This window comes from Flavobacterium sp. LMO8, from assembly GCF_009495755.1.
Taxonomy (GTDB): Bacteria; Bacteroidota; Bacteroidia; order Flavobacteriales; family Flavobacteriaceae; genus Flavobacterium.
This window is the reverse complement of sequence record NZ_WIBJ01000033.1, coordinates 181175-202842: the sequence shown is the minus strand read 5'-3', so window position 1 is coordinate 202842 and position 21668 is coordinate 181175. Positions and strand designations below refer to the sequence as shown.

At 31.8% G+C, this 21668-nt stretch carries 14 protein-coding genes; 8 read left to right on the top strand and 6 right to left on the bottom strand.

The window, feature by feature from the left end:
* Positions 1–159: 159 nt before the first annotated feature.
* From GFJ94_RS12415 to GFJ94_RS12395, 5 genes are all read right to left on the bottom strand, one after another.
* Positions 160–888: a LytTR family DNA-binding domain-containing protein gene (locus GFJ94_RS12415; RefSeq protein ID WP_153201844.1), complete on the bottom strand. Its 729-nt coding sequence runs from the start codon at positions 886–888 to the stop codon at positions 160–162.
* Complete coding sequence (locus GFJ94_RS12410; RefSeq protein ID WP_162523867.1) at positions 885–1904, bottom strand: sensor histidine kinase; 1020 nt, start codon at positions 1902–1904, stop codon at positions 885–887. Before GFJ94_RS12410 ends, GFJ94_RS12415 begins: the two co-directional genes overlap by 4 nt.
* 453 nt (positions 1905–2357) lie before the next feature.
* Positions 2358–2978 (bottom strand): L-threonylcarbamoyladenylate synthase, encoded by a 621-nt coding sequence (locus GFJ94_RS12405; RefSeq protein WP_153201842.1) that lies wholly within the window; start codon positions 2976–2978, stop codon positions 2358–2360.
* A gap of 2 nt (positions 2979–2980) precedes the next feature.
* Positions 2981–3490 carry a hypothetical protein gene (locus GFJ94_RS12400; RefSeq protein WP_153201841.1) on the bottom strand — a complete coding sequence of 170 codons (510 nt, stop codon included), beginning with the start codon at positions 3488–3490 and terminating at the stop codon, positions 2981–2983.
* A gap of 12 nt (positions 3491–3502) precedes the next feature.
* Positions 3503–5830 (bottom strand): ATP-dependent helicase, encoded by a 2328-nt coding sequence (locus GFJ94_RS12395; RefSeq protein ID WP_153201877.1) that lies wholly within the window; start codon positions 5828–5830, stop codon positions 3503–3505.
* Positions 5831–6033: 203 nt separating this feature from the next.
* Here GFJ94_RS12395 and GFJ94_RS12390 point away from each other — a divergent pair, with 203 nt between their 5' ends.
* Positions 6034–6558: a hypothetical protein gene (locus GFJ94_RS12390; RefSeq protein ID WP_153201840.1), complete on the top strand. Its 525-nt coding sequence runs from the start codon at positions 6034–6036 to the stop codon at positions 6556–6558.
* Positions 6559–6590: 32 nt separating this feature from the next.
* Here the strand turns inward: GFJ94_RS12390 and GFJ94_RS12385 are convergent, their stop codons facing one another.
* On the bottom strand, positions 6591–8651 hold the full coding sequence (locus GFJ94_RS12385) for a M1 family metallopeptidase (RefSeq protein WP_153201839.1): 2061 nt from the start codon (positions 8649–8651) through the stop codon (positions 6591–6593).
* Positions 8652–8829: 178 nt separating this feature from the next.
* Between GFJ94_RS12385 and recG the strand changes: the two genes are divergently transcribed.
* The 7 genes from recG (at position 8830) to pheT (ending at position 21297) form a co-directional block, all read left to right on the top strand.
* The gene (recG, locus tag GFJ94_RS12380; RefSeq protein ID WP_153201838.1) at positions 8830–10938 is read left to right on the top strand and encodes an ATP-dependent DNA helicase RecG; all 2109 of its coding nucleotides are present in this window, start codon (positions 8830–8832) and stop codon (positions 10936–10938) included.
* 168 nt (positions 10939–11106) lie between these two features.
* Positions 11107–12165, top strand: coding sequence for an efflux RND transporter periplasmic adaptor subunit (locus GFJ94_RS12375; RefSeq protein ID WP_153201837.1), 1059 nt, complete (start codon positions 11107–11109; stop codon positions 12163–12165).
* 26 nt (positions 12166–12191) lie between these two features.
* Complete coding sequence (locus tag GFJ94_RS12370) at positions 12192–15281, top strand: efflux RND transporter permease subunit (protein ID WP_153201836.1); 3090 nt, start codon at positions 12192–12194, stop codon at positions 15279–15281.
* Positions 15282–15285: 4 nt separating this feature from the next.
* Positions 15286–16590, top strand: coding sequence for a TolC family protein (locus tag GFJ94_RS12365; protein WP_153201835.1), 1305 nt, complete (start codon positions 15286–15288; stop codon positions 16588–16590).
* Between the two features lie 89 nt (positions 16591–16679).
* A complete protein-coding gene (locus GFJ94_RS12360; RefSeq protein WP_153201834.1) occupies positions 16680–17543 on the top strand; it encodes a bestrophin family protein in 864 nt (287 codons plus the stop codon).
* A gap of 62 nt (positions 17544–17605) precedes the next feature.
* Complete coding sequence (locus tag GFJ94_RS12355; protein WP_153201833.1) at positions 17606–18619, top strand: proline iminopeptidase-family hydrolase; 1014 nt, start codon at positions 17606–17608, stop codon at positions 18617–18619.
* 248 nt (positions 18620–18867) lie between these two features.
* Positions 18868–21297: a phenylalanine--tRNA ligase subunit beta gene (gene pheT / locus GFJ94_RS12350; RefSeq protein WP_153201832.1), complete on the top strand. Its 2430-nt coding sequence runs from the start codon at positions 18868–18870 to the stop codon at positions 21295–21297.
* Positions 21298–21668 lie beyond the last annotated feature (371 nt).

Sequence of the window (21668 nt, the reverse complement as noted above, 5' to 3'; positions counted from 1 at the left end):
AATAACCAATTAAATATTAAATTAAGAAACACATAGTTTTAATATATTTATCCTAAAACTGTGAATGTCTTATCTATAATTGGTTAAAATTGAGAATAATAATGCTAATTTAAGATATTATAGTGATAAAACCAAATTATTAACTATAAAACATATTTATTACACTGAAAACCATTGAATAAACGCCCTAGATTTTGAAATACTTACTTCATAGTAAAACAACTCGGCATTCTTTAATGATAACTCAATTCTTGAATTATTTTTGACAGTATGAATGTATTTTTTATTGATAATAAATTTTCTATTAATTCTAAAAAAATGATTATTATCAACCTCTTGTTCTATTTTTTCTAATGATTTATGAAGTAAAAACTGTCTATTTTCTGTTGTAAAAATAAACGTAGAATTGTTTTCACTAAAAAAATATAGAATTTCTTTAACTTCGATTTTTTTCAAATGAGTTCCAAAAGCGACTAAATAAGAATTAATAAAAGTTGATTCTTTAAAGTTTGACCAATTAATTTCATTGTGAAAACCTGATTTTAAAGTTTCAATTTTTTCTAATAATCTATTCAGTTTGCTTTCGTCAATTGGTTTTAACAGATAATCAATTGAATTATAATTAAAGGCATTAAGTGCATATTCATCAAAAGCTGTAGTAAAAACAATTTTTGATTCAATTTTAACTTTATCTAAAATTTCAAAACAATTTCCATCGCGTAGTTTAATATCCATAAAAACTATATCTGGATGTTTGTTGTCTTTAAACCAAGCTGTTGCTTTTTTTACAGAATTCAAAACAACCAAAACTTGAAATTCATATTGAATCAAAAGTCGCTCTAAACGGATTCCTGCGGGGATTTCATCTTCTATAATTATAGCTGTCATTCTAAATTTAATATTGGCAATTGAACACTAAAACTATTCTTATCTTTTGTAATAACTATTGATGAATTGGTCAAAATCTGATATCTTTTATTAATATTATCCAAACCAGTATTCATTGAATCTGCTAAATTATTTGAATCAATCGAATTATAAATTACCAAATAATCATTATCCGCATAAATTTTAATCTCAATTGGCTGATCTTCATCTAAATTATTATGTTTAAAAATATTATCTATCAACTCTTGAATTGATGATGATAACACGTATTGATTATTTATAAATTCTTCAGAAATTGAAAAATTAAATCCGTTTTCAAATTTTGCTTTATAAATTTCTAAATATTCTTTGATAAATAACAATTCATCTTTAAGTAAAATAAAATCCTCATCATGCTTTTTTAAATAATGTCTGTAAACGTTTGCTAAATTATGACCAAAATCAATGGCTTTCGTTGGATTAACTTCTATAAACGAAATTAAAGTATTCAAATTATTAAATAGGAAATGAGGATTAATTTGGTTTTTTAGTTCCAGATATTGTGCATCTTTTTGAATATTTTGAAGTTTTAATAGTTTCTTTTCATTGATTTGATTTCTATAGTATAAAAAAGCATAAATTGATAGCGAAGAGAACAAAGAAATTAAATAAAAAATGAGATAAATCCCTAAACGATTATTATAAAATTTGAATTCACCAATAACAAATAAAACAGTAATAAAAAATGTAGAAAAAAAAGTAAGTATTGAACTCGATATCACATTTAATAAACCGCCAAATTTTAAATAATTAAACAATCGAATGAATAGAAAAGAGAAAATAGGGACAATAATCATATAGATTATTATGAGCTTGTTTAACGATATAAATTGAAACAAATCATTAATATCTCTGTATATCATTGATAAATACAATGTAAATTCTATAAAAATCACAGATAGAATAAGCCAAAAATAATGATGCTTTCTATCTTCAAATTTTAGAATTGAATTATCTTTTTTTTCTAAAACATACAAAACCAAATATTCTAAAAGAAAAATACAAATCCCAAGAATTGCCTGAGAAAAAACAACGGTCAATCTAACATTTGAATCTCGTAAAATAATGTTTAAAACAAATGAAAAAAAAGCAATACTAATAAAAGTAGTTAAACATACTAAAATAAATTTTAGAAAATTATTGATGTTTAGTGTCTTTAAAAAATTAGAAACATAAACTGAATTAAAGGCTATAATAACAAAAAAGCCAAGTGAAAAAATCGTTACAAAGACATCTTTAAATTCGTTTGTTGTGTTTTTTGAAAAAACAAAAACACCTAAAATTATAACGAAGGGAAGAGTTGTTAAGATTAGAAACTTTTTAAATAATGACATTTTAGATAGATTTTAAATTCATTTCAAAAGTCTCAATTACGCATCAAAATTCTAAAAAAATAATAGTGAATGAGCTAAATTTAATAGTGAATGAATTTACAAAACATCTAAACTTCCTTTTCCTTCACGAATTACCTCAGGTTCATGACCTGTTAAATCTATAATGGTTGAAGCTACATTGTCTCCGTAACCGCCATCAATAACTAAATCGACTTTATTATTCCATTTTTCGAAAATTAATTCTGGGTCTGTTGAATATTCAATTACTTCATCTTCATCATGAATCGATGTGGAAACGATAGGATTTCCAAGCATTTCTACAATTTGCAACGCAATATTATTAGCTGGAACACGAATTCCGACTGTTTTCTTTTTTCTGAATTCTTTTGGTAAATCGTTATTTCCTGGTAAAATAAACGTGTAAGGTCCAGGTAAAGCACGCTTTAAGATTTTAAAAGTCGATGTGTCAATTTGTTTCACATAATCAGAAAGATTACTCAAACTCGAACAAACGAAGGAGAAATTCGCTTTTTCCAACTTAATTCCTTTGATTTTAGCCAATTTTTCTAACGCACGCGAATTGGTAATATCACAACCTAAACCATAAACAGTATCAGTTGGATAAATTACTAAACCGCCTTCTTTCAAAACGGCAACTACTTTTTTAATAGCCGCTTCGCTAGGTTTATCTTCGTATATTTTTATGAATTCGGTCATGTCTAATTTGTTAGATTGTAATTCTTTTTAAATGAATTTGATTTTTGAATTAAAAAAATGTTATAAACTAGACTTGCTGTAATTATCAATTTGAAAATAATTCCTTTAAAAAGTGTATTTGGATCTATTAAATAATTCAAGAAATACATACTCAAAATTAAAACTAAAGGAATTATTGTTAAAACAACAGGTTTTCTTTTTAAAAAGAAACCACAAAAAAAGATAACAAGTCCATTAAAAAAATTTAAAATCGTCTCAAAATATAAGCCTTCAAATTTATTGATAAAAATTATTGCTGATAAAAATGTTATGGCAGAAATAATATACAATAAATATTGATTCTTTTCCAATGAATCTTCTGATTCAGAAATTACTCTTTTATTAACTATGAATCTACCAATGTGTTTCGATTTTTCTTCATCACTTCCCAAAAATGGAAAATCGCAAAATTTACAATTTGTACTATTTTCTAGTACTTCATTTTTACAACAAATACATTCTTTCAAATCCATTTCAAATTAAATTTATACTATTACTTCCAATTTAGCAAATCTCAACAACAACTTCTTTAATCCGCCAACATCAAAACGGATTTCTGCTTTTTTATCGGCTCCTATTCCTTCAATGTTTACAATTTTCCCTTTTCCAAAACGTTCGTGCATTACGATATTACCAACGGATAAATTCGCATCGACTACATTTGAACTTCCTGAATTGCTCGAAACTGGTTTTAATCGTCTGATATTTGCTGTGGGACTTGGTTGGTCTTGCGTTAAATATTTTGGTGGCGTTCCTGCAGTTGGTTTTGCTAATCGTAATTTTGATTTATCAATATCACCAAAAACATCAATATCCATAACCGGTTTGTAGCGATAACCCGAATCCACTGGATTCAAATATTCTAAATATTGGTCGTTGATTTCTTCAATAAAACGCGATGGTTCGCTATCTACCAATTTTCCCCAACGGTAACGCGATTGCGCATAGGTTAAATACGCTTGATGTTCGGCACGTGTTAAGGCAACGTAGAATAATCGACGTTCTTCTTCTAATTCGCTACGGGTATTCAAACTCATGGCACTTGGAAACAAATCTTCTTCTAATCCCACAATAAACACATGTGGAAATTCTAATCCTTTTGCCAAGTGAATCGTCATTAGTGCTACTCTATCGTCATCGCCTGTATCTTTATCTAAATCGGTTGCTAAAGCTACGTCTTCTAAGAATTCAGCTAACGCACCTCTTGCACCATCGATTTCCTTTTGGCCTTCAGTGAAATCTTTAATACCGTTTAGTAGTTCTTCTATATTCTCAATTTTAGCAATTCCTTCTGGAGTACCATCTTTCTTGAGTTCTTGAACTAATCCGGTTTTCTTTGTAACATGATCGGTTAAGAAAAACGCATCTTGATTTTCATTGATGACTTGAAAACTTTTAATCATCGTCACAAAATCATTCAACTTCGCTTTTGTTCCCGAATTCAGTTTCAAATCAATTTTATCAATGTGTTCCATTACTTCAAAAATAGAACGCTTGTAATGATTGGCAGCAACTGTTAATTTCTCAACCGTTGTATCACCAATTCCTCTTGCTGGATAATTAATCACACGTACAAGTGCTTCTTCATCTTTTGGATTAATCACCAAACGCAAATAGGCCAAAACATCTTTAATTTCCTTACGTTGATAGAACGATAAACCACCATAAATTCGATACGGAATATCGCGTTTACGCAACGCATCCTCCATCGCACGAGATTGCGCATTGGTACGATACAAAATAGCAAATTGTCCGTTAAGCATTTGGTTTTGCATCTTCTGTTCGAAAATGGTTGCTGCAACAAAACGACCTTCTTCACCATCTGTTAAACTTCGGTGGACTTTTATTTTTGGTCCGTCATCATTGGATGTCCAAACGATTTTATCTAACTTGGTTTTATTCTTGTCGATTACGTTATTTGCTGCTTCTACAATGTTTTTCGATGAACGGTAATTTTGTTCCAAACGATACAATTGCACGTTTTCGTAGTCTTTCTGAAAATTTAAAATATTGTTGATATTCGCACCACGGAAAGCGTAAATACTCTGCGCATCATCTCCTACTACACATATATTTTGGAATCTATCCGACAACGCACGAACAATCAAATACTGTGAGTGATTCGTATCTTGGTACTCATCTACTAAAATATAACGGAATCTATCTTGATATTTCGCTAATACATCTGGGAAACGATTCAATAATTCATTGGTTTTCAATAACAAATCATCAAAATCCATCGCACCCGATTTAAAACAACGCTCCACATATTGTTGGTAAATTTCCCCCATACGCGGTTTTTTACTCATGGCATCGGCTTCTTGTAATTCGGGATTATTGAAATAGGCTTTAACTGTGATTAAGGAGTTTTTATAGGATGAAATTCTGCCTAAAATTTGCTTTGGTTTGTAAATGTCTTTATCCAATTGCATTTCTTTGATGATTCCACCCAAACAACGCAAAGAATCTTGAGAATCGTAAATCGTGAAATTTGATGGATAGCCTAATTTATCAGCCTCACTTCGTAAAATCTTAGCAAAAACAGAGTGAAAGGTTCCCATCCAAAGGTTTTTCGCTTCATTGTTTCCAACAATATCCGCAATACGTTTTTTCATTTCACGTGCGGCTTTGTTGGTAAAAGTTAAGGCCAAAATATTAAAAGCATCTACTCCTTGACTCATCAAGTTAGCTATACGAACGGTTAACACACGTGTTTTACCAGAACCTGCGCCTGCAATAACAATCATGGGACCGTCTTTTTGCAAAACAGGTGCTTGCTGTGCTTCGTTTAATTGGCTAATATATCGTTGCATTTCTTTCATAGTGTACTATAACTTTTTAACTAATTTACAAAAATACATCATGAAAAGGGTTAATACAAGTTTTTAAAAATTTTAGATGTTGGATGATGGATGTTGGTTGAAGGAGTTTAGAAATTTGAATTTGATTTTTGAAATTGAATTTGATATTTGATAATTTTAATCTTAATTTGCGATGAAATTAAACCAACTTAAAAATGACAATCGAAGATAAATTATTAGAAATTGCTGCTTATACCTTACCTGCTTTAATTACAGGTGGTGTCGCTTTTGTAATGATGCAAAAATTTTATAACAGCGAAGAAAGTAAACGCAAATTTGAATTATTAAGAGAGAATCAAAAACAAGCGTTACCAATTCGTTTACAAGCGTATGAGCGAATGGTTTTATTTTTAGAGCGAATTAATCCAGCACAATTGTTGATTCGTGTGGCGCCTATTAGTCAGTCAAAAGACGATTATGCTACTTTGTTGGTTCACCATATACAAACCGAATATGAGCATAATTTGACCCAACAAATTTATTTGACTGCGGAAACTTGGGATATCGTATTGAAAACTAAAAACAGTACGGTACAAATTATTCGTAAAAATGCAGCAAGAGAAGATATTACAAGTGCTGATAAATTAAGAGAAGCCATCATGTTAGAAATGACCGAAACCGAGGCTCCAAGTTCAGTAGCAATTAGCTATTTAAAAGAAGAATTGAAAAGAGTATTTTAAATACAAATCCCGAGTTGAAGCTCGGGATTTTTTTATTTTTCGTTTAAAAACTTTGCATACAAAGCTTTCATGCTACTTTCATCTGAAGTTTCTGCAATTGTTTCAACCGTTTTACGATATACGGGATTTTTTAGCAATTCACGAATTTTTGTTCTTGCAAAAAGAGTAAACTGCCATTTGTGATGATTGGTTGCTAAAAATAATTGTGTAATTACTTTTTTATTCATGAAATCAATTGAAAGAAGAGCTTCTAAAGCATTTTGCCTAATAGAACTTTCATATTGAGACGATGCATAATGCAACAATTCTAAATAAAAATCTATTCTTTGGGTTTCAAGCTCTGGAGTTTCATAAGCTAACTTTAGCCATGTAATTCGTAAACTTTTATCGTTATTTCCATTTAAACGTCTAATTTGAAATAAATATTTTTCTCTGTCTTCAGGAAAGTTTGTAGATAAATTCACTAACGCAATTTCTTTTGTTTGATATGAATTATCCTCTAACAACGTTTCATATTGCAATTTAAAAGCTTCTGGAATTACTGGTGTTGATTCTGCAACCGCTCTTCTTACCAAAATATCATTTGTGGCTAAAGCAGTTTCTAAAATTACTTTACGTTCATCAAAAGGCAAACTTCGTGTTTGATATACAATATATTGTTTAATCGGATAATACGCATCTGATTTTAAAATTTCTGTTAATTCAGATAATGATTTTTTACTTCTCCTTAGAGCAAAATAGTCTTGAATGAATTTATTTTTAGAAAGATATTTTTGAGCGATTTCCATTTCAAATCCAGGCTTTTCTAACCAAACCCTATTGAAATTCTCCACATCATAACCCGAAACATCTTTCACAATCTTCAAGAAATCATCTGTGTTGACGTTTTTATATTGGTATTTCTTTAAATATTTTTTAACTGCTTTTTGAAAATTCTTTGCTCCAATATCTTCACGTAAAACATGCAATGCCCAAGCGCCTTTTTTATAAAACGACAACGAACTCGCCTTTTCATTCATCACCGGAATCGTATCCGTTTTAGAGGCACGCTTTAACTGTTCGGCGTAATCATTTAATTCTTCGTAGAAATAATCATCACCAAACAAATGACGTTCCGCCAATAACGCATAATAAGTAGCAAAACCTTCTTGTAACCAATGGTGTTTTCCTGATTGTGCCGTAATCAAATCGCCAAACCATTGATGCGCTAATTCGTGTGCGTTGACATTGACATAATTTCTGTCGTTAAACCCTATTTCATCTACCACAAAATCTTGTGCAAAAATCGTTGAAGTCGTATTCTCCATTCCCGCATACAAAAAGTCACGAACTGGAACTTGGCGGTAAATGCCCCAAGGATACTTCACTCCTATTTCTTGTTCCAAATAATCGAACATTTCTTTGGAATAGCGATACGTTGGTTCAAATTTTGTAACATCGTTTTTATCTAAATAAAATTCTAATGATGTTCCGGATTTGGTAGTTGTTGTTTGTTTTTCAAAATTTCCAATGGCCAACATTACCAAATAAGAAGACATTGGTTTTTGCATTTGATATTTCCAAGTGATTAAATTCCCTTTCGAATTGTAACTATTTGAGACAAAAGCACCATTTGAAATCACTGGGAAATCATTTCTAAATTCAACAGAAATATTAAAAATCACTTTCTCATTTACATCATCAAAACTGGGTAACCAATGACTCGTATAACGACCTTGTCCTTGTGTCCAAATTTGTAAATTTTCATCTTGACCTGTAAAATAAAGCGTTTGTTTTGGTTTTGCGGAATAACTAAAAACTAGCTTATTTTTTCCTTTTTTAAAACCTTCAAACAAATCCAATGTTTTTCCTGAATTTTTGAATTTTACGGATTTTCCATTGATCATAACTCCCGAAAACTCCATGTTTTTAGCATCGATTTTAATGGTATCGATTGCTTTTTTTACTTTAAACTCAAAAGTAATAGTTCCAGAAATTGATTTCTCAGCATGATTTGGAGCAACCAAAGCATCACATTTGATAAAATCAACTTTATCAATTTGTTGTGCAAAAGATATATTAATGAAAAACAATACTAAAAGAATTCGAAACATCTTGATGGATTTTAATAATGAACGAATATAAACATTTTCAATTTCTCTCCTTTTTAAATTAACAAATTATAAACTATCTTCGCTTTTGAATTAGGAACACAGATTAAAGTAATTATATAAATTTTTAAAATTTCTTAAATCAGTGTTCCAAAATTGAATTTTGAACTTGTAATTGCACTTGAACTTGAATCTACTCGAAACTCCCATAGAATATCTCAAAGGCGTTGGTCCGCAACGTGGCGATTTATTGCGCAAGGAGTTGGGCATTCATAAGTATGCAGATTTACTGAATTTATTCCCAAATCGTTATATTGATAGAACCCGTTATTATAAAATTAACGAACTCCAAAATAGTAACTCAGAAGTTCAAATTGTTGGGAAAATCATCAATATCAAAACAGTTGAGCAAGGAAAAGGAAAATCGAGATTGGTTGCGACATTTGTAGATGATACCGGTCAAATGGAATTGGTTTGGTTTCAAGGTCAAAAATGGATTCGAGAAAGTTTAAAAATCAATATTCCGTATGTGATTTTTGGAAAAGTTTCTCAATTTGGTGCAACTTACAACATGGCGCATCCCGAAATGGAATTATTAGAAGAACACAAAGCCAGTCTTCGTTCGGCAATGCAACCCGTTTATCCAAGCACTGAAAAATTAGGAAACAAAGGGATTTCGAATAAAGTCATCAATAAAATGATGCAACAATTGTTTGTGGAAACACAAGCTTTGTTTTCAGAGAATCTTCCAAATTATCTTTTAGACGAATTAAAGTTAATTCCAAAAAATGCCGCTTTATTCAATATTCATTTTCCCAAAAGTCAAGATTTATTGGCAAAAGCGCAATTCCGATTGAAGTTTGAGGAGTTGTTTTTCATCCAATTGCAATTGATTACGAAGAACCTGATTCGCAAACACAAAATCAAAGGAATGCCGTTTGAAAAAGTGGGTGAAAACTTCAATAATTTCTATAAAAATCACTTGCCTTTCGATTTAACGAATGCCCAAAAACGTGTTTTAAAAGAAATCAGAAACGACTTAGGAAGCAACGCTCAAATGAACCGTTTATTACAAGGTGATGTTGGTTCAGGAAAAACAATTGTAGCATTAATGTGTATGCTTTTGACAAAAGATAACGGGTTTCAAAGTTGCTTAATGGCTCCAACCGAAATTTTAGCTAATCAACATTTTAATGGTATTACCGAATTAGCTAAAGAACTCAATATCAATATAAAAATATTAACTGGTTCAACTAAAACTGCAGAGCGAAAAATCATTCACGAAGAACTTGAAAATGGAAGCTTAGACATTTTAATTGGAACTCATGCTTTATTAGAAGACAAGGTACAATTCCATAATTTAGGTTTAGCGATAATAGATGAGCAACACAGATTTGGTGTGGAGCAACGTTCAAAACTTTGGAAGAAAAACGATGTTCCTCCTCACGTTTTAGTAATGACCGCTACTCCTATTCCACGAACCTTAGCGATGAGTTTGTATGGTGATTTAGATATTTCAGTAATTGATGAATTACCGCCAGGAAGAAAACCGATTCAAACCGTACATCGCTATGATTCGAACCGATTGAAAGTTTGGAAATTCTTAAAAGACGAAATTGCAAAAGGTCGTCAAGTATATATCGTGTATCCGTTAATTCAAGAATCGGAAAAAATGGATTACAAAGATTTGATGGATGGTTATGAAAGTATATCGAGAGATTTTCCATTACCACAATACTCTATTTCTATAGTTCATGGAAAAATGAAACCCGCCGATAAAGACGAAGAAATGCGTCGCTTTTCGGAAGGAAAAACCAATATTATGGTAGCGACAACTGTTATTGAAGTTGGTGTGAATGTTCCCAATGCTTCTGTAATGGTTATTGAAAGTGCGGAACGTTTTGGTTTATCGCAATTGCATCAGTTACGCGGTCGTGTAGGTCGTGGTGCTGAACAAAGTTATTGCATCTTAATGACAAGTCACAAACTAAGTAGTGATAGCAAAATAAGAATGGAAACGATGGTTCGTACGAATGATGGTTTCGAAATTTCGGAAGTCGATTTAAAATTGCGTGGTCCGGGTGACATTATGGGCAAACAACAAAGTGGCGTTTTAAATCTTCAAATTGCTGATTTAGTCAAAGACAAAGACATTTTGCAATTAGCACGTCATCATGCTATAAAACTTTTAAGAGATGATGCTCCAATGGAAAAATCAGAACACGCAAAACTTCGCGAGGCTTTTATCGAGTTAAGCAAAAAGAAAACGATCTGGAATTACATTAGTTAATTACCTCAATTACAATCCTTCTAATTACATTTTGAAATGTTGTTTTTAATTAATCTACATACATTTTCTAAACATACATTTGTACCTACAAATATGTTAAATAAATGGTAAGACTTTGGTTTAATTAATTTCGAAAAACTAGCTTTGTAAGAAATAATAGCCTTTCTTATGAAAATAAAATCCATTAGTCTTATACTATTAAGCGCAACATTACTTGGTTTAATTGGATATAGAATAGTATCAAATAGTTCAAATTCTGATTACAAAAATAAAACAGGAGATAAAAAAACTCCTATGGAGGTGAATGCAATAATTATCAATGAAAATGATTTTGCAAATACAATCTCCCTATCCGGTTCAATTGAGGCAAATGAAACAGTTGAAATAAAAAGTGAAATATCAGGAATTGTAGAAAAAATTTATTTCACTGAAGGAACTAATGTAAGTAAAGGACAAGTTCTAGTTAAAGTCAATGATATTGAATTACGAGCACAACTTTCTCAAGCAAAAACACGTCAAAATTTGGCCTCTGAAAATGAAAGAAGAGCTAAATTACTACTTCAAAAAGAAGCCATAAGTCAAGAAGAATATGATATTGCAAGTGCCGAATTTAGAAGTCTAAAAGCCCAAACACAATTAATACAAGCCCAAATTGCCAAAACAACTATTAGAGCACCATTTTCTGGTAAAATTGGCTTACGAAATATTTCTCCAGGAAGCTACGTAACTCCTTCCCTTTTAATTACCAATTTGGTTAATACCAATCAATTGAAAATTACTTTTTCTATTCCAGAAAAACATGCATCACAAGTTAAAATTAATTCAACAATTAAATTTAAAGTTGCTGGAACTCCTGACGAATTTGAAGCTAAAATTTATGCTTTAGAACCTAGCATTGATATCTCTACAAGAACATTACAAGTAAGAGCTGTCACGGAAAATAAGAACAATAAATTGTTTCCAGGAACATATGCAGATATAAAACTACCACTAGATGTTGTTAAAAATGCCATTTTAATTCCAACCGAAGCAATAATCCCAATTCAAAATGGAAAAAAAGTATTTGTTTCTAAAAACAATATTGCCACTGAAAAAATTATAATAACGGATACAAGAACTGAAAATAATGTATTAGTTACCGATGGATTAAATAAAGGTGATACGCTAATTACCAGCGGCATTATGAGTTTAAAAGCTGATACTCCAGTAAAAATAATTTTACAATAGAATTTTGAATTCAAAAAAACAAATTCATGAGTTTATCCACCTTAAGCATAAAAAGACCTGTTCTAACGATTGTTTTAAATTTAACCATTATTCTTTTTGGTTTTATTGGATACAAGTTTTTAGGCGTTAGAGAATATCCTTCTATTGATCCTGCACAAATTTCTGTTAGAACTAATTACACAGGTGCTAATGCTGATATAATTGAATCTCAAATCACAGAGCCTTTAGAAAAAGCAATAAATTCTATAGATGGAATCAAAAACATAACTTCATCAAGTAATCAAGGTAGTAGTATAATTACAATTGAATTTAATTTAGATAAAGATTTAGAAGCTGCAGCTAATGATGTTCGTGATAAAGTTTCACAAGCCGTTAGAAGTTTGCCAGAAGATATCGATTCACAACCTATTGTTTCAAAAGCAGATGCTAATAGCGAAGCTATAATTTCAATGACTGTTCAGAGCAAAACTAAAAGCGCTTTAGAATTAAGTGAATATGCTGAAAATGTTATTAGTCAACGTTTAGAAACTATTCCTGGAGTAAGTGGTATTCAAATTTGGGGTCAAAAAAGATATGCAATGCGTTTGTGGATTGATCCTGATAAATTATCCGCTTATGGAATTACTGTAGCAGATGTTAGAACAGCATTAAATAAACAAAACGTTGAACTTCCATCTGGAAAAATAACTGGTAATAATACTGAATTAACCGTTAAAACAATAGGTAATTTAACTTCTGAACAAGAATTTAACGACATCATAATTCGATCAGAAAATAATAAAATTGTACGATTAAGCGATGTTGGAAATGCAAGCCTTGAGGCTGAAAATATTGAGACTCAAATGACTCAATCTGGCAAGCCACTTGTTGGAGTAGCCATTGTACCATTACCAGGTGCAAATTATTTAGATATATCAAAAGCTTTTTATAAAGAGTTTGACCAATTAAAGAAAGATCTTCCAAAAGATATCGATTTAAATATTGCAATTGATACCACAACCTTTGTAAAAAAATCAGTAGTTGAAGTAGCTGAAACATTAGTTATTTCAATAATTCTGGTAATCTTAATCATCTATTTATTCTTTAGAGATTGGGCAATTGCTTTTAGACCATTAGTTGATATTCCGGTTTCTTTAATTGCTACTTTCTTTATCATGTGGCTCTTTGGATTTTCAATAAACGTATTAACACTTTTAGCCATTGTATTAGCAACAGGTTTAGTAGTAGATGACGGTATTGTAGTAACTGAAAATATCTACAAAAAAGTTGAAGAAGGCATGTCGCCAATTGAAGCGGCAATAAAGGGTTCAAACGAAATTTTCTTTGCGGTAATTTCTATTTCAATTACTCTTGCAGCGGTTTTTTTACCTGTAATATTTTTAGAAGGGTTTGTAGGACGATTATTTAGAGAATTTGGAATTGTTATCGGTGCAGCCGTTTTAGTCTCTGCATTTGTTTCGCTTACACTTACTCCTATGTTAAATGCGTATTTAATGAAAGGTGGAGAACAAAAAAAATCAAAATTCTATTTAGCAACTGAACCCTATTTTGAAAAATTAAATGCAGTTTACGCCAATAATCTAAAACGTTTTATTCCAAAAAAAGGATGGAGTTTTGCTATTATTATTGGTTGTTTTGGACTAATTTTTCTCTTTTTTACAATTTTACAAAAAGAAACTGCTCCTTTAGATGACCGAAGTGGTTTTGTAATGAGAATGTCTACTCCCGAAGGTGCTTCTTACGAATATACCAATCGATTTATGCAAGAAATGTCGCAATTAGTTGATGATTCTATTCCAGAAAAGCAAGTAAGTCTAGTAATTTCATCACCTGGATTTGGAGGTTCATCATCTGTTAACAGTGGATTTATTCGTATTTCATTAAAAAATCCCGATGGCAGAGAAAAATCACAAATGGAAATCGCAGACGAACTAGGAAAATGGGTAAAACGTTATCCTGATGCAAAAACATCTGTAATTCAACAACCAACTATTTCGGTAAGTCGTAGAGGTGGTTTACCAATACAATACATCATACAAGCGCAAAACTTTGAAAAATTACAAGAGAAGATTCCAGTTTTTATGGATGAAGTGAATAAAAACGGAACATTCTCTATGGCTGATGTGAATTTGAAATTTAATAAACCCGAACTTAATGTAACTATTAATCGTGAAAAAGCTGAAAGTTTAGGAATTTCAGTTTTAGATATTGCACAGACACTTCAATTATCATTAAGTGGACAACGTTTTGGATATTTTATAAAAAACGGAAAGCAATACCAAGTAATCGGACAATTTAACCAACAAGATCGTTCAAAACCACTTGATTTAACCTCAATGTTTGTAAGAAATAACAAAGGTGAATTGATTCAAATGGATAATGTAGTAGAAATTGAAGAAAAAAGCAATCCACCACAATTGTATCATAACAACAGATACATGTCGGCAACAGTTTCTGCGGGATTAGCTCCAGGAAAAAGTATAGGAGATGGTATTGAAGCCATGAACGAAATTAAAGAACGAGTTCTTGACAAGACCTTTACTACAGATTTAGGTGGTGAATCTCGAGATTTCGTAGAAAGTAGTTCAAATACATCATTTGCATTTGGCTTAGCGTTATTATTAATCTATTTGATTTTAGCTGCTCAGTTTGAAAGTTTTATTGATCCATTTATCATCATTCTAACAGTACCAATGGCAGTTGCTGGAGCATTATTCTCGCTTTGGTTATTTGGACAAACTTGGAATATTTTTAGTCAAATTGGAACCATCATGTTGATCGGGCTCGTTACCAAAAATGGAATTTTGATAGTCGAATTTGCCAACCAACTTCGAGAACAAGGAAAATCAAAATACGATGCCATTTTAGAAGCTTCGGAAGCGCGTTTACGACCAATTTTAATGACCAGTTTAGCTATTGCTTTAGGAGCTTTACCAATTGCTCTTTCGCTTGGAGCGGCTTCTGCAAGTAGAATGGGAATGGGAGTTGTTATTGTGGGTGGAACGATGTTTTCGTTAATTTTAACCTTATTCGTAATTCCAGCAATCTATTTAATGTGGTCGAAAGCTAAAAAACACCGACCAGAATTTGATAATTTAGACGCTTTAGAGAAATAATAGTATGCAATATTTATATAAAATAGTATTCCTTTTCATCATCGGATTTTCAACGCAAGCACAAGAATTACTTTCGCTTGAAGATGCTGTAAAAATTGCTTTGGAAAACAATTACGATATTAAAATAGCTGAAAACAATTCGAAAATTGATGCTACCAATAACAATTTAGCCAATGCTGGAATGTTGCCTTCGTTGAATGCGAATTTCACTAACAACAACAGTCAAATTGATACGAAACAAACCCAAGCAGATGGAACTGTAAGAGAATTAGACAATGCCAAAAACATGAATTTAACGTATGGTATTGGTTTAGATTGGACAATTTTTGATGGTTTAAGTATGTTTGCCCGAAAAGAGCAATTAAATGTTTTAGAACAACAAGGAAAAGCCGAATTACAAACTGCGATTTTGACCAGAATTAGTGATGTTTATACTACGTATTTCGATTTGGTACAACAACAGCAAGTTTTAACTTCCATTGATACAGCGATTGTAATTTCAAACCAACGTTTGACAACTGCTCAAAATCGTTTTAGCATTGGAAAAGCATCAAAATTAGAAGTTTTGAATGCACAAGTAGATTTGAACAGCGATTTGAGTTTACAATTGAGACAAAAAGAACTCATCAAAATCAGTAAAATTAGATTGAACGAAATACTGATTCGTGATGTACAAACCGATTTTAAAGTAGCTAACGAAGTTACATTCGAACAAAATTTAGATTTCAACGAATTAAAATCTACGGCCGAAAAACAAAATCCACAATTGCAAGCACAAATTCTGTCTAAAAAAGTAGCCGATTTGAATTTAAAACAAGTCAAAGGCAATCGTTATCCAACGGTTCGTATTACTTCAGGTTATAATTTCACACGTTCGGAAGCTTCTTTAGGATTCATCACGCAATCTTCTGGACAAGGTTTTGTGTATGGAGTTACTGCGACAGTGCCAATCTTTAATGGCTTTCTTCAAAACAGAAACGAAAAAGTAGCCAAATATCAAGTGGAGAATGCTAGTTTACTTTTAGAACAACAAAAATTATCGCTAAGTTCACAATTATCTTCTTTATTTGCGAGCTATCAAACCAATTTAGAGTTGGTAAAAGTGGAAGAAAAAAACTTAGAAATCGCCAAACAAAACTTAGATATTACGTTAGCGAAATTCAAAATTGGAACAATCACAACTATCGAATTTAGAACAGCTCAGCAAAACTTTATAGATGCATCAGTTCGTTATTCGAATGCACAATATGTAACCAAACTTTCAGAAATTAACTTAAAAGAATTAGCCGGTACTTTAAAATTGAATTAATATTTTTAGATTTGTTAAAATGTTTAATTGTGAAACTGTGAAATTGAGAATCCGCTTTTCACTAATCACTTTTCACTAATCACTAAAATATGGTTCAATACAACCCAAAAGACTGGATTACTTTTATTTTCCGCTTTCACGAATCGGATACCTTTCGTCAACTAATTCCGATGATGTTTTTCATTGGATTTTATTCCTATGGAATTGCGTATTTGGAATTAGAATATTGGAAACTTTCCAAAACTAGTCATGTAAAAAACCTAAACCTAATGCACACTACCGTAGGTTTTGTGTTGTCGTTATTATTGGCTTACCGAACCAATACTGCTTACGACCGTTGGTGGGAAGGTCGAAAACAATGGGGTTCTTTAGTGAATAATAGTCGAAATTTAGCTTTAAAAATTTCTGCTTATTTATCTGATGAAAACGATAGAAATTTCTACAGAAAAGTGATTCCAGCATATGCTTCGGTGCTTTCCAAACATCTATTGAATGAAGAAGTAAGCAAAATGTTGTTTGAAGGTTTGGATTTAGAAATGGATCATCACAAACATCGTCCGAATCAAGTGGCAAAAATGTTGTTTCAAAAAGCAAACGACTTGTACAAATCTGGTAAAATTACGGGTGACCAATTTTACATCATTAATTCGGAACTGCAATCGTTTACCGATATTTGTGGCGCTTGCGAACGAATTAAAAACACACCTATTCCCTACTCGTACAGTTCTTTTATCAAAAAATTCATCTTCTTTTTTGTGATGACCTTACCTTTCGGATTTGTATTTAGTTTGGGTTACTACGTAATTCCGGTTGTGATTTTCATCTTTTATGTTTTAGCGAGTTTAGAATTAATCGCCGAAGAAATTGAAGACCCATTTGGCAACGATGCCAATGATTTACCCATGACAAAAATAGCTTCGAATATTAAAAAACACGTGGAAGAGATTTTGTAAGGGTTTGGAGGAAATTTGGTATATTTGATAATAACTTTTATTACTCTTTAATAAATACCTCCATGAAAAACCTATTCCACACAACACTCCTACTCTTCACCATAGCTTTATTCACAAGCTGTAAACAAGAAACCCTAGCTACTCAAAACGAGTATTTTGCACAATCTTCTGATAGCATTCAAAATGGTGGTGTAAAAGTCATTCCCATTACAACTCCAAAAGGCACTTTTAATGTTTGGACAAAGCGCATTGGTAACAATCCAAAGGTGAAAGTTTTACTTTTAAATGGTGGTCCGGGTGCAACGCATGAATATTTTGAATGTTTCGAGAATTTCCTACCAGCTGAAGGCATCGAGTTCATTTATTACGATCAATTAGGTTGTGGAAATGCCGATAATCCAAACGATACTTCGATGTGGGATTTGGCAAGATATGTCGAAGAAGTAGAACAAGTTCGAAAAGCTTTGAAGTTAGACAACACCAATTTCTACTTGTTAGGACATTCATGGGGCGGTATTTTAGCTATGGAATACGCTACAAAATATCAAAACAACATGAAAGGCTTAATCATTTCGAATATGATGGCAAGTTGCCCTGAATATGATAAATATGCCAACGAAGTTTTAAGTAAACAAATGAATCCAGAAGTATTGGCAGAACTTATGAAAATTGAAGCTAATAACGACTTTTCCAATCCAAGATATATGGAATTATTGCTTCCGAATTTCTATGAAAAACACATTCTTCGTTTCCCTGCAAAAGATTGGCCAGAGCCAGTAAATCGTTCGTTAGGAAAAATGAATCAATCACTTTATGTTACCATGCAAGGTCCGAGTGAATTTGGAATTTCAGGTAAATTAGAAAATTGGGACAGAAAAGCTGATTTAAAAAACGTAAAAATCCCAACATTAGTAATCGGAGCTAAACACGATACCATGGATCCAAAACACATGGAAGAAATTTCGAAAATCTTACCAAACGGTTCGTATTTATTCTGTCCAAAAGGAAGTCACATGGCGTTTTACGACGACCAAAAAACCTATTTTAGTGGATTGATTTCGTTCTTGAAAAAGTAGGTGACACAAAGTCTCACAAAGTAAAGCGCAAAGTTTTACAAAGTAAGATTTTGCGATCTTTATTTTAAATAATAACAATATAGCCATATAAGTTTATTTAAGAATGCTATTCAAACTTCCAGCTTCCCTCATCCAGCTTCCAGCAATTTAACAAAACTTATCACCAAAAAGCTGTTCAAAATTTCTAAATTCTAATTTCTAAATTCTAATTTTATAAAGTATCTTTGCCGTTTAAAATTCGATACAAAATGCGTATATCTTACAATTGGTTAAAACAATTTATTAAAACCGATTTAAAATCTGAAGAAATTGCCGACATTCTTACCGACTTAGGTTTAGAAGTAGAAGGCGTTGATAAATACGAAAGTTTAAAAGGAGGTTTACAAGGCGTTGTAATTGGTCATGTACTAAAATGCGAAAAACATCCAGATGCTGATAAACTAAAAATCACTACGGTTGATTTAGGCGATGGAAACGCGCCTGTTCAGATTGTTTGTGGTGCTCCAAACGTGGCAGCGGGACAAAAAGTTCCTGTGGCGACTATTGGAACAAAATTATTTGACAAAGAAGGAAACGCATTCGAAATCAAAAAAGGTAAAATCCGCGGACAAGAAAGTCACGGAATGATTTGTGCTGAAGACGAATTAGGTCTTGGCGAAAGTCATGACGGAATTATGATTCTGAACGAGGATTTAAAACCTGGAACTCCAGCTTCAAAAGTATTCGAAATTGAAACCGATGAAGTATTCGAAATCGGATTAACACCTAACCGTGCCGATGCTATGTCGCACATGGGTGTTGCTCGCGATTTACGTGCTGGATTATTACAAAAAGGAACTACTTCGGAATTGATTACACCATCAGTGAGTAAATTCAAGGTCGAAAAACGTACGTTAAAAATCGATGTTAAAGTTGAAAATGACAAATTAGCCCCAAGATATTGTGGCGTTACGATTTCGGGAATTACCGTTAAACCATCTCCAACTTGGTTACAAAATCGTTTAAAATCGATTGGTTTAACTCCAAAAAATAATATTGTTGACGTTACGAATTACGTTTTACACGAATTAGGTCAACCTTTACACGCTTTCGATGCCGCTCAAATAAAAGGAAATAAAGTAGTGGTAAAAACAGTTCCAGCTGGAACTAAATTTGTTACTTTAGATGATATCGAACGTACCTTACACGAAGAAGATTTAATGATTTGTGACGAAAGTGGTCCAATGTGTATTGCTGGGGTTTTCGGAGGAAAAACTTCGGGAGTTTCTGAAAGTACTCAGGCTATATTCTTGGAAAGTGCTTATTTCAATCCAGTTTCAGTTAGAAAAACAGCAAAAAGACATACGTTGAGTACCGATGCTTCTTTCCGTTTTGAAAGAGGAATCGACCCAAATATTACAGAATATGCTTTAAAACGTGCGGCTTTGTTAATTCAAGAAGTGGCAGGTGGTGAAATTACTTCGGATATCGTGGACATTTATCCGAAAAAGATTGAAGATTTCAGTGTGTTTATCAATTTCAACAAGGTGAATAAAATCATTGGTGAAGAAATTAAGCCTGAAATAATCAAAAATATTTTGGCTTCTTTAGATATTAAAGTAAATAGTATTACCGAAACAGGATTAGGCATGATGATTCCATCATATCGTGTTGATGTTACTAGAGAAATTGATGTTATTGAAGAAATTTTACGTGTTTACGGATACAACAACATCAAAATTCCTTCTAAAGTGAATGCTACCACAGCAAATTCATCAAGAACGGAAGAATATAAAGTACAAAATATAATTGCAAATCAATTGTGTTCATTAGGTTTTAACGAAATGATGGCGAATTCACTAACTACGCCAGATTACGTAAAACTTTCTGAAAATTTAAAAGATGAATTGAACGTAATGATGTTAAATCCATTGAGTAGCGATTTATCAGCAATGCGCCAATCGTTATTATTTTCTGGATTAGAAGCGGTTTCTTTCAACATCAACAGAAGAAGAAGTGATTTAAAATTCTTCGAATTTGGAAAAAGTTACCACAAAACGGCTAACGGCCATGATGAAAACAAACACTTAACGTTATTAGTAACTGGAAACAGACAAAACGAAAGTTGGACAAATGCTCAAACAAAATCCGATTTCTTCTTGTTTAAAGGTTATATCAATACGATTTTAAGTCGTTTAGGATTAGACAAGAAAGTGACTTCATTACCATTTGAAAATGATGTTTTCGCAGAAGGGTTAGCTTTAGCGGTTGGAAAAGAAGTCGTTGTAGAATTTGGAACGATTAAAAAATCAGTTTTGAAACATTTCGATATCAAACAAGAAGTATTGTACGCTGATTTTGCTTGGGATAAAATTCAGAAATACGTTTCTACGAAAATTAAATTCACCGATATTCCAAAATATCCTGAAGTTCGTAGAGATTTAGCATTGTTGCTAGACGAAAACGTACCATTCGAACAAATCTACAACATCGCCAAACAAACCGAAAAAGGCTTGTTAAAAGAAGTAAATTTATTCGACGTGTACACTGGAAATAATTTACCAGAAGGGAAAAAATCATATGCCTTAAGTTTCATTTTACAAGACGATTCTAAAACGCTAACCGACACTCAAATTGATAAAATTATGAGTAAGTTACAAGGTAATTTTGAAAGTAAGTTAGGAGCTAGCTTACGTTAATAATTACTAATTTATATTACGAATTACTATAAAAATTGCCTCAATTGTTAAATACATATTGAGGCAATTAAATAAATAATAATTCATATTAAGGTCAATCCAATTAGAGTATAATTCAAATTACTTTTTTTTGTCTTAATTAAATATTCAACTCACTAAAATTACACTTTTTAAGTTCCTTTTTTCTTTCTCATAGATAAAAAATTCCTACAAAGTAGACTTTTGCTTTGCGAAGTAAAGCTAGCTTCACCACTCATGATTCGTTAATCTTCATTCGTCACTCAACTGCACTTGTCAAATCGAGCGAAGTCTAGATTCATTAATCATCAATCAACACTCCCACTTCTTTGTCATGCTGAACCCATTTCAAA

Excerpts from the sequence above, each read along its gene's own strand:
- GFJ94_RS12415 (WP_153201844.1), bottom strand. The coding sequence starts at position 888 with ATGACAGCTATAATTATAGAAGATGAAATCCCCGCAGGAATCCGTTTA.
- GFJ94_RS12405 (WP_153201842.1), bottom strand. The coding sequence starts at position 2,978 with ATGACCGAATTCATAAAAATATACGAAGATAAACCTAGCGAAGCGGCT.
- GFJ94_RS12400 (WP_153201841.1), bottom strand. The coding sequence starts at position 3,490 with ATGGATTTGAAAGAATGTATTTGTTGTAAAAATGAAGTACTAGAAAAT.
- GFJ94_RS12395 (WP_153201877.1), bottom strand. The coding sequence starts at position 5,830 with ATGCAACGATATATTAGCCAATTAAACGAAGCACAGCAAGCACCTGTT.
- GFJ94_RS12390 (WP_153201840.1), top strand. The coding sequence starts at position 6,034 with ATGACAATCGAAGATAAATTATTAGAAATTGCTGCTTATACCTTACCT.
- GFJ94_RS12385 (WP_153201839.1), bottom strand. The coding sequence starts at position 8,651 with ATGTTTCGAATTCTTTTAGTATTGTTTTTCATTAATATATCTTTTGCA.
- GFJ94_RS12375 (WP_153201837.1), top strand. The coding sequence starts at position 11,107 with ATGAAAATAAAATCCATTAGTCTTATACTATTAAGCGCAACATTACTT.
- GFJ94_RS12370 (WP_153201836.1), top strand. The coding sequence starts at position 12,192 with ATGAGTTTATCCACCTTAAGCATAAAAAGACCTGTTCTAACGATTGTT.
- GFJ94_RS12365 (WP_153201835.1), top strand. The coding sequence starts at position 15,286 with ATGCAATATTTATATAAAATAGTATTCCTTTTCATCATCGGATTTTCA.
- GFJ94_RS12360 (WP_153201834.1), top strand. The coding sequence starts at position 16,680 with ATGGTTCAATACAACCCAAAAGACTGGATTACTTTTATTTTCCGCTTT.
- GFJ94_RS12355 (WP_153201833.1), top strand. The coding sequence starts at position 17,606 with ATGAAAAACCTATTCCACACAACACTCCTACTCTTCACCATAGCTTTA.
- pheT (WP_153201832.1), top strand. The coding sequence starts at position 18,868 with ATGCGTATATCTTACAATTGGTTAAAACAATTTATTAAAACCGATTTA.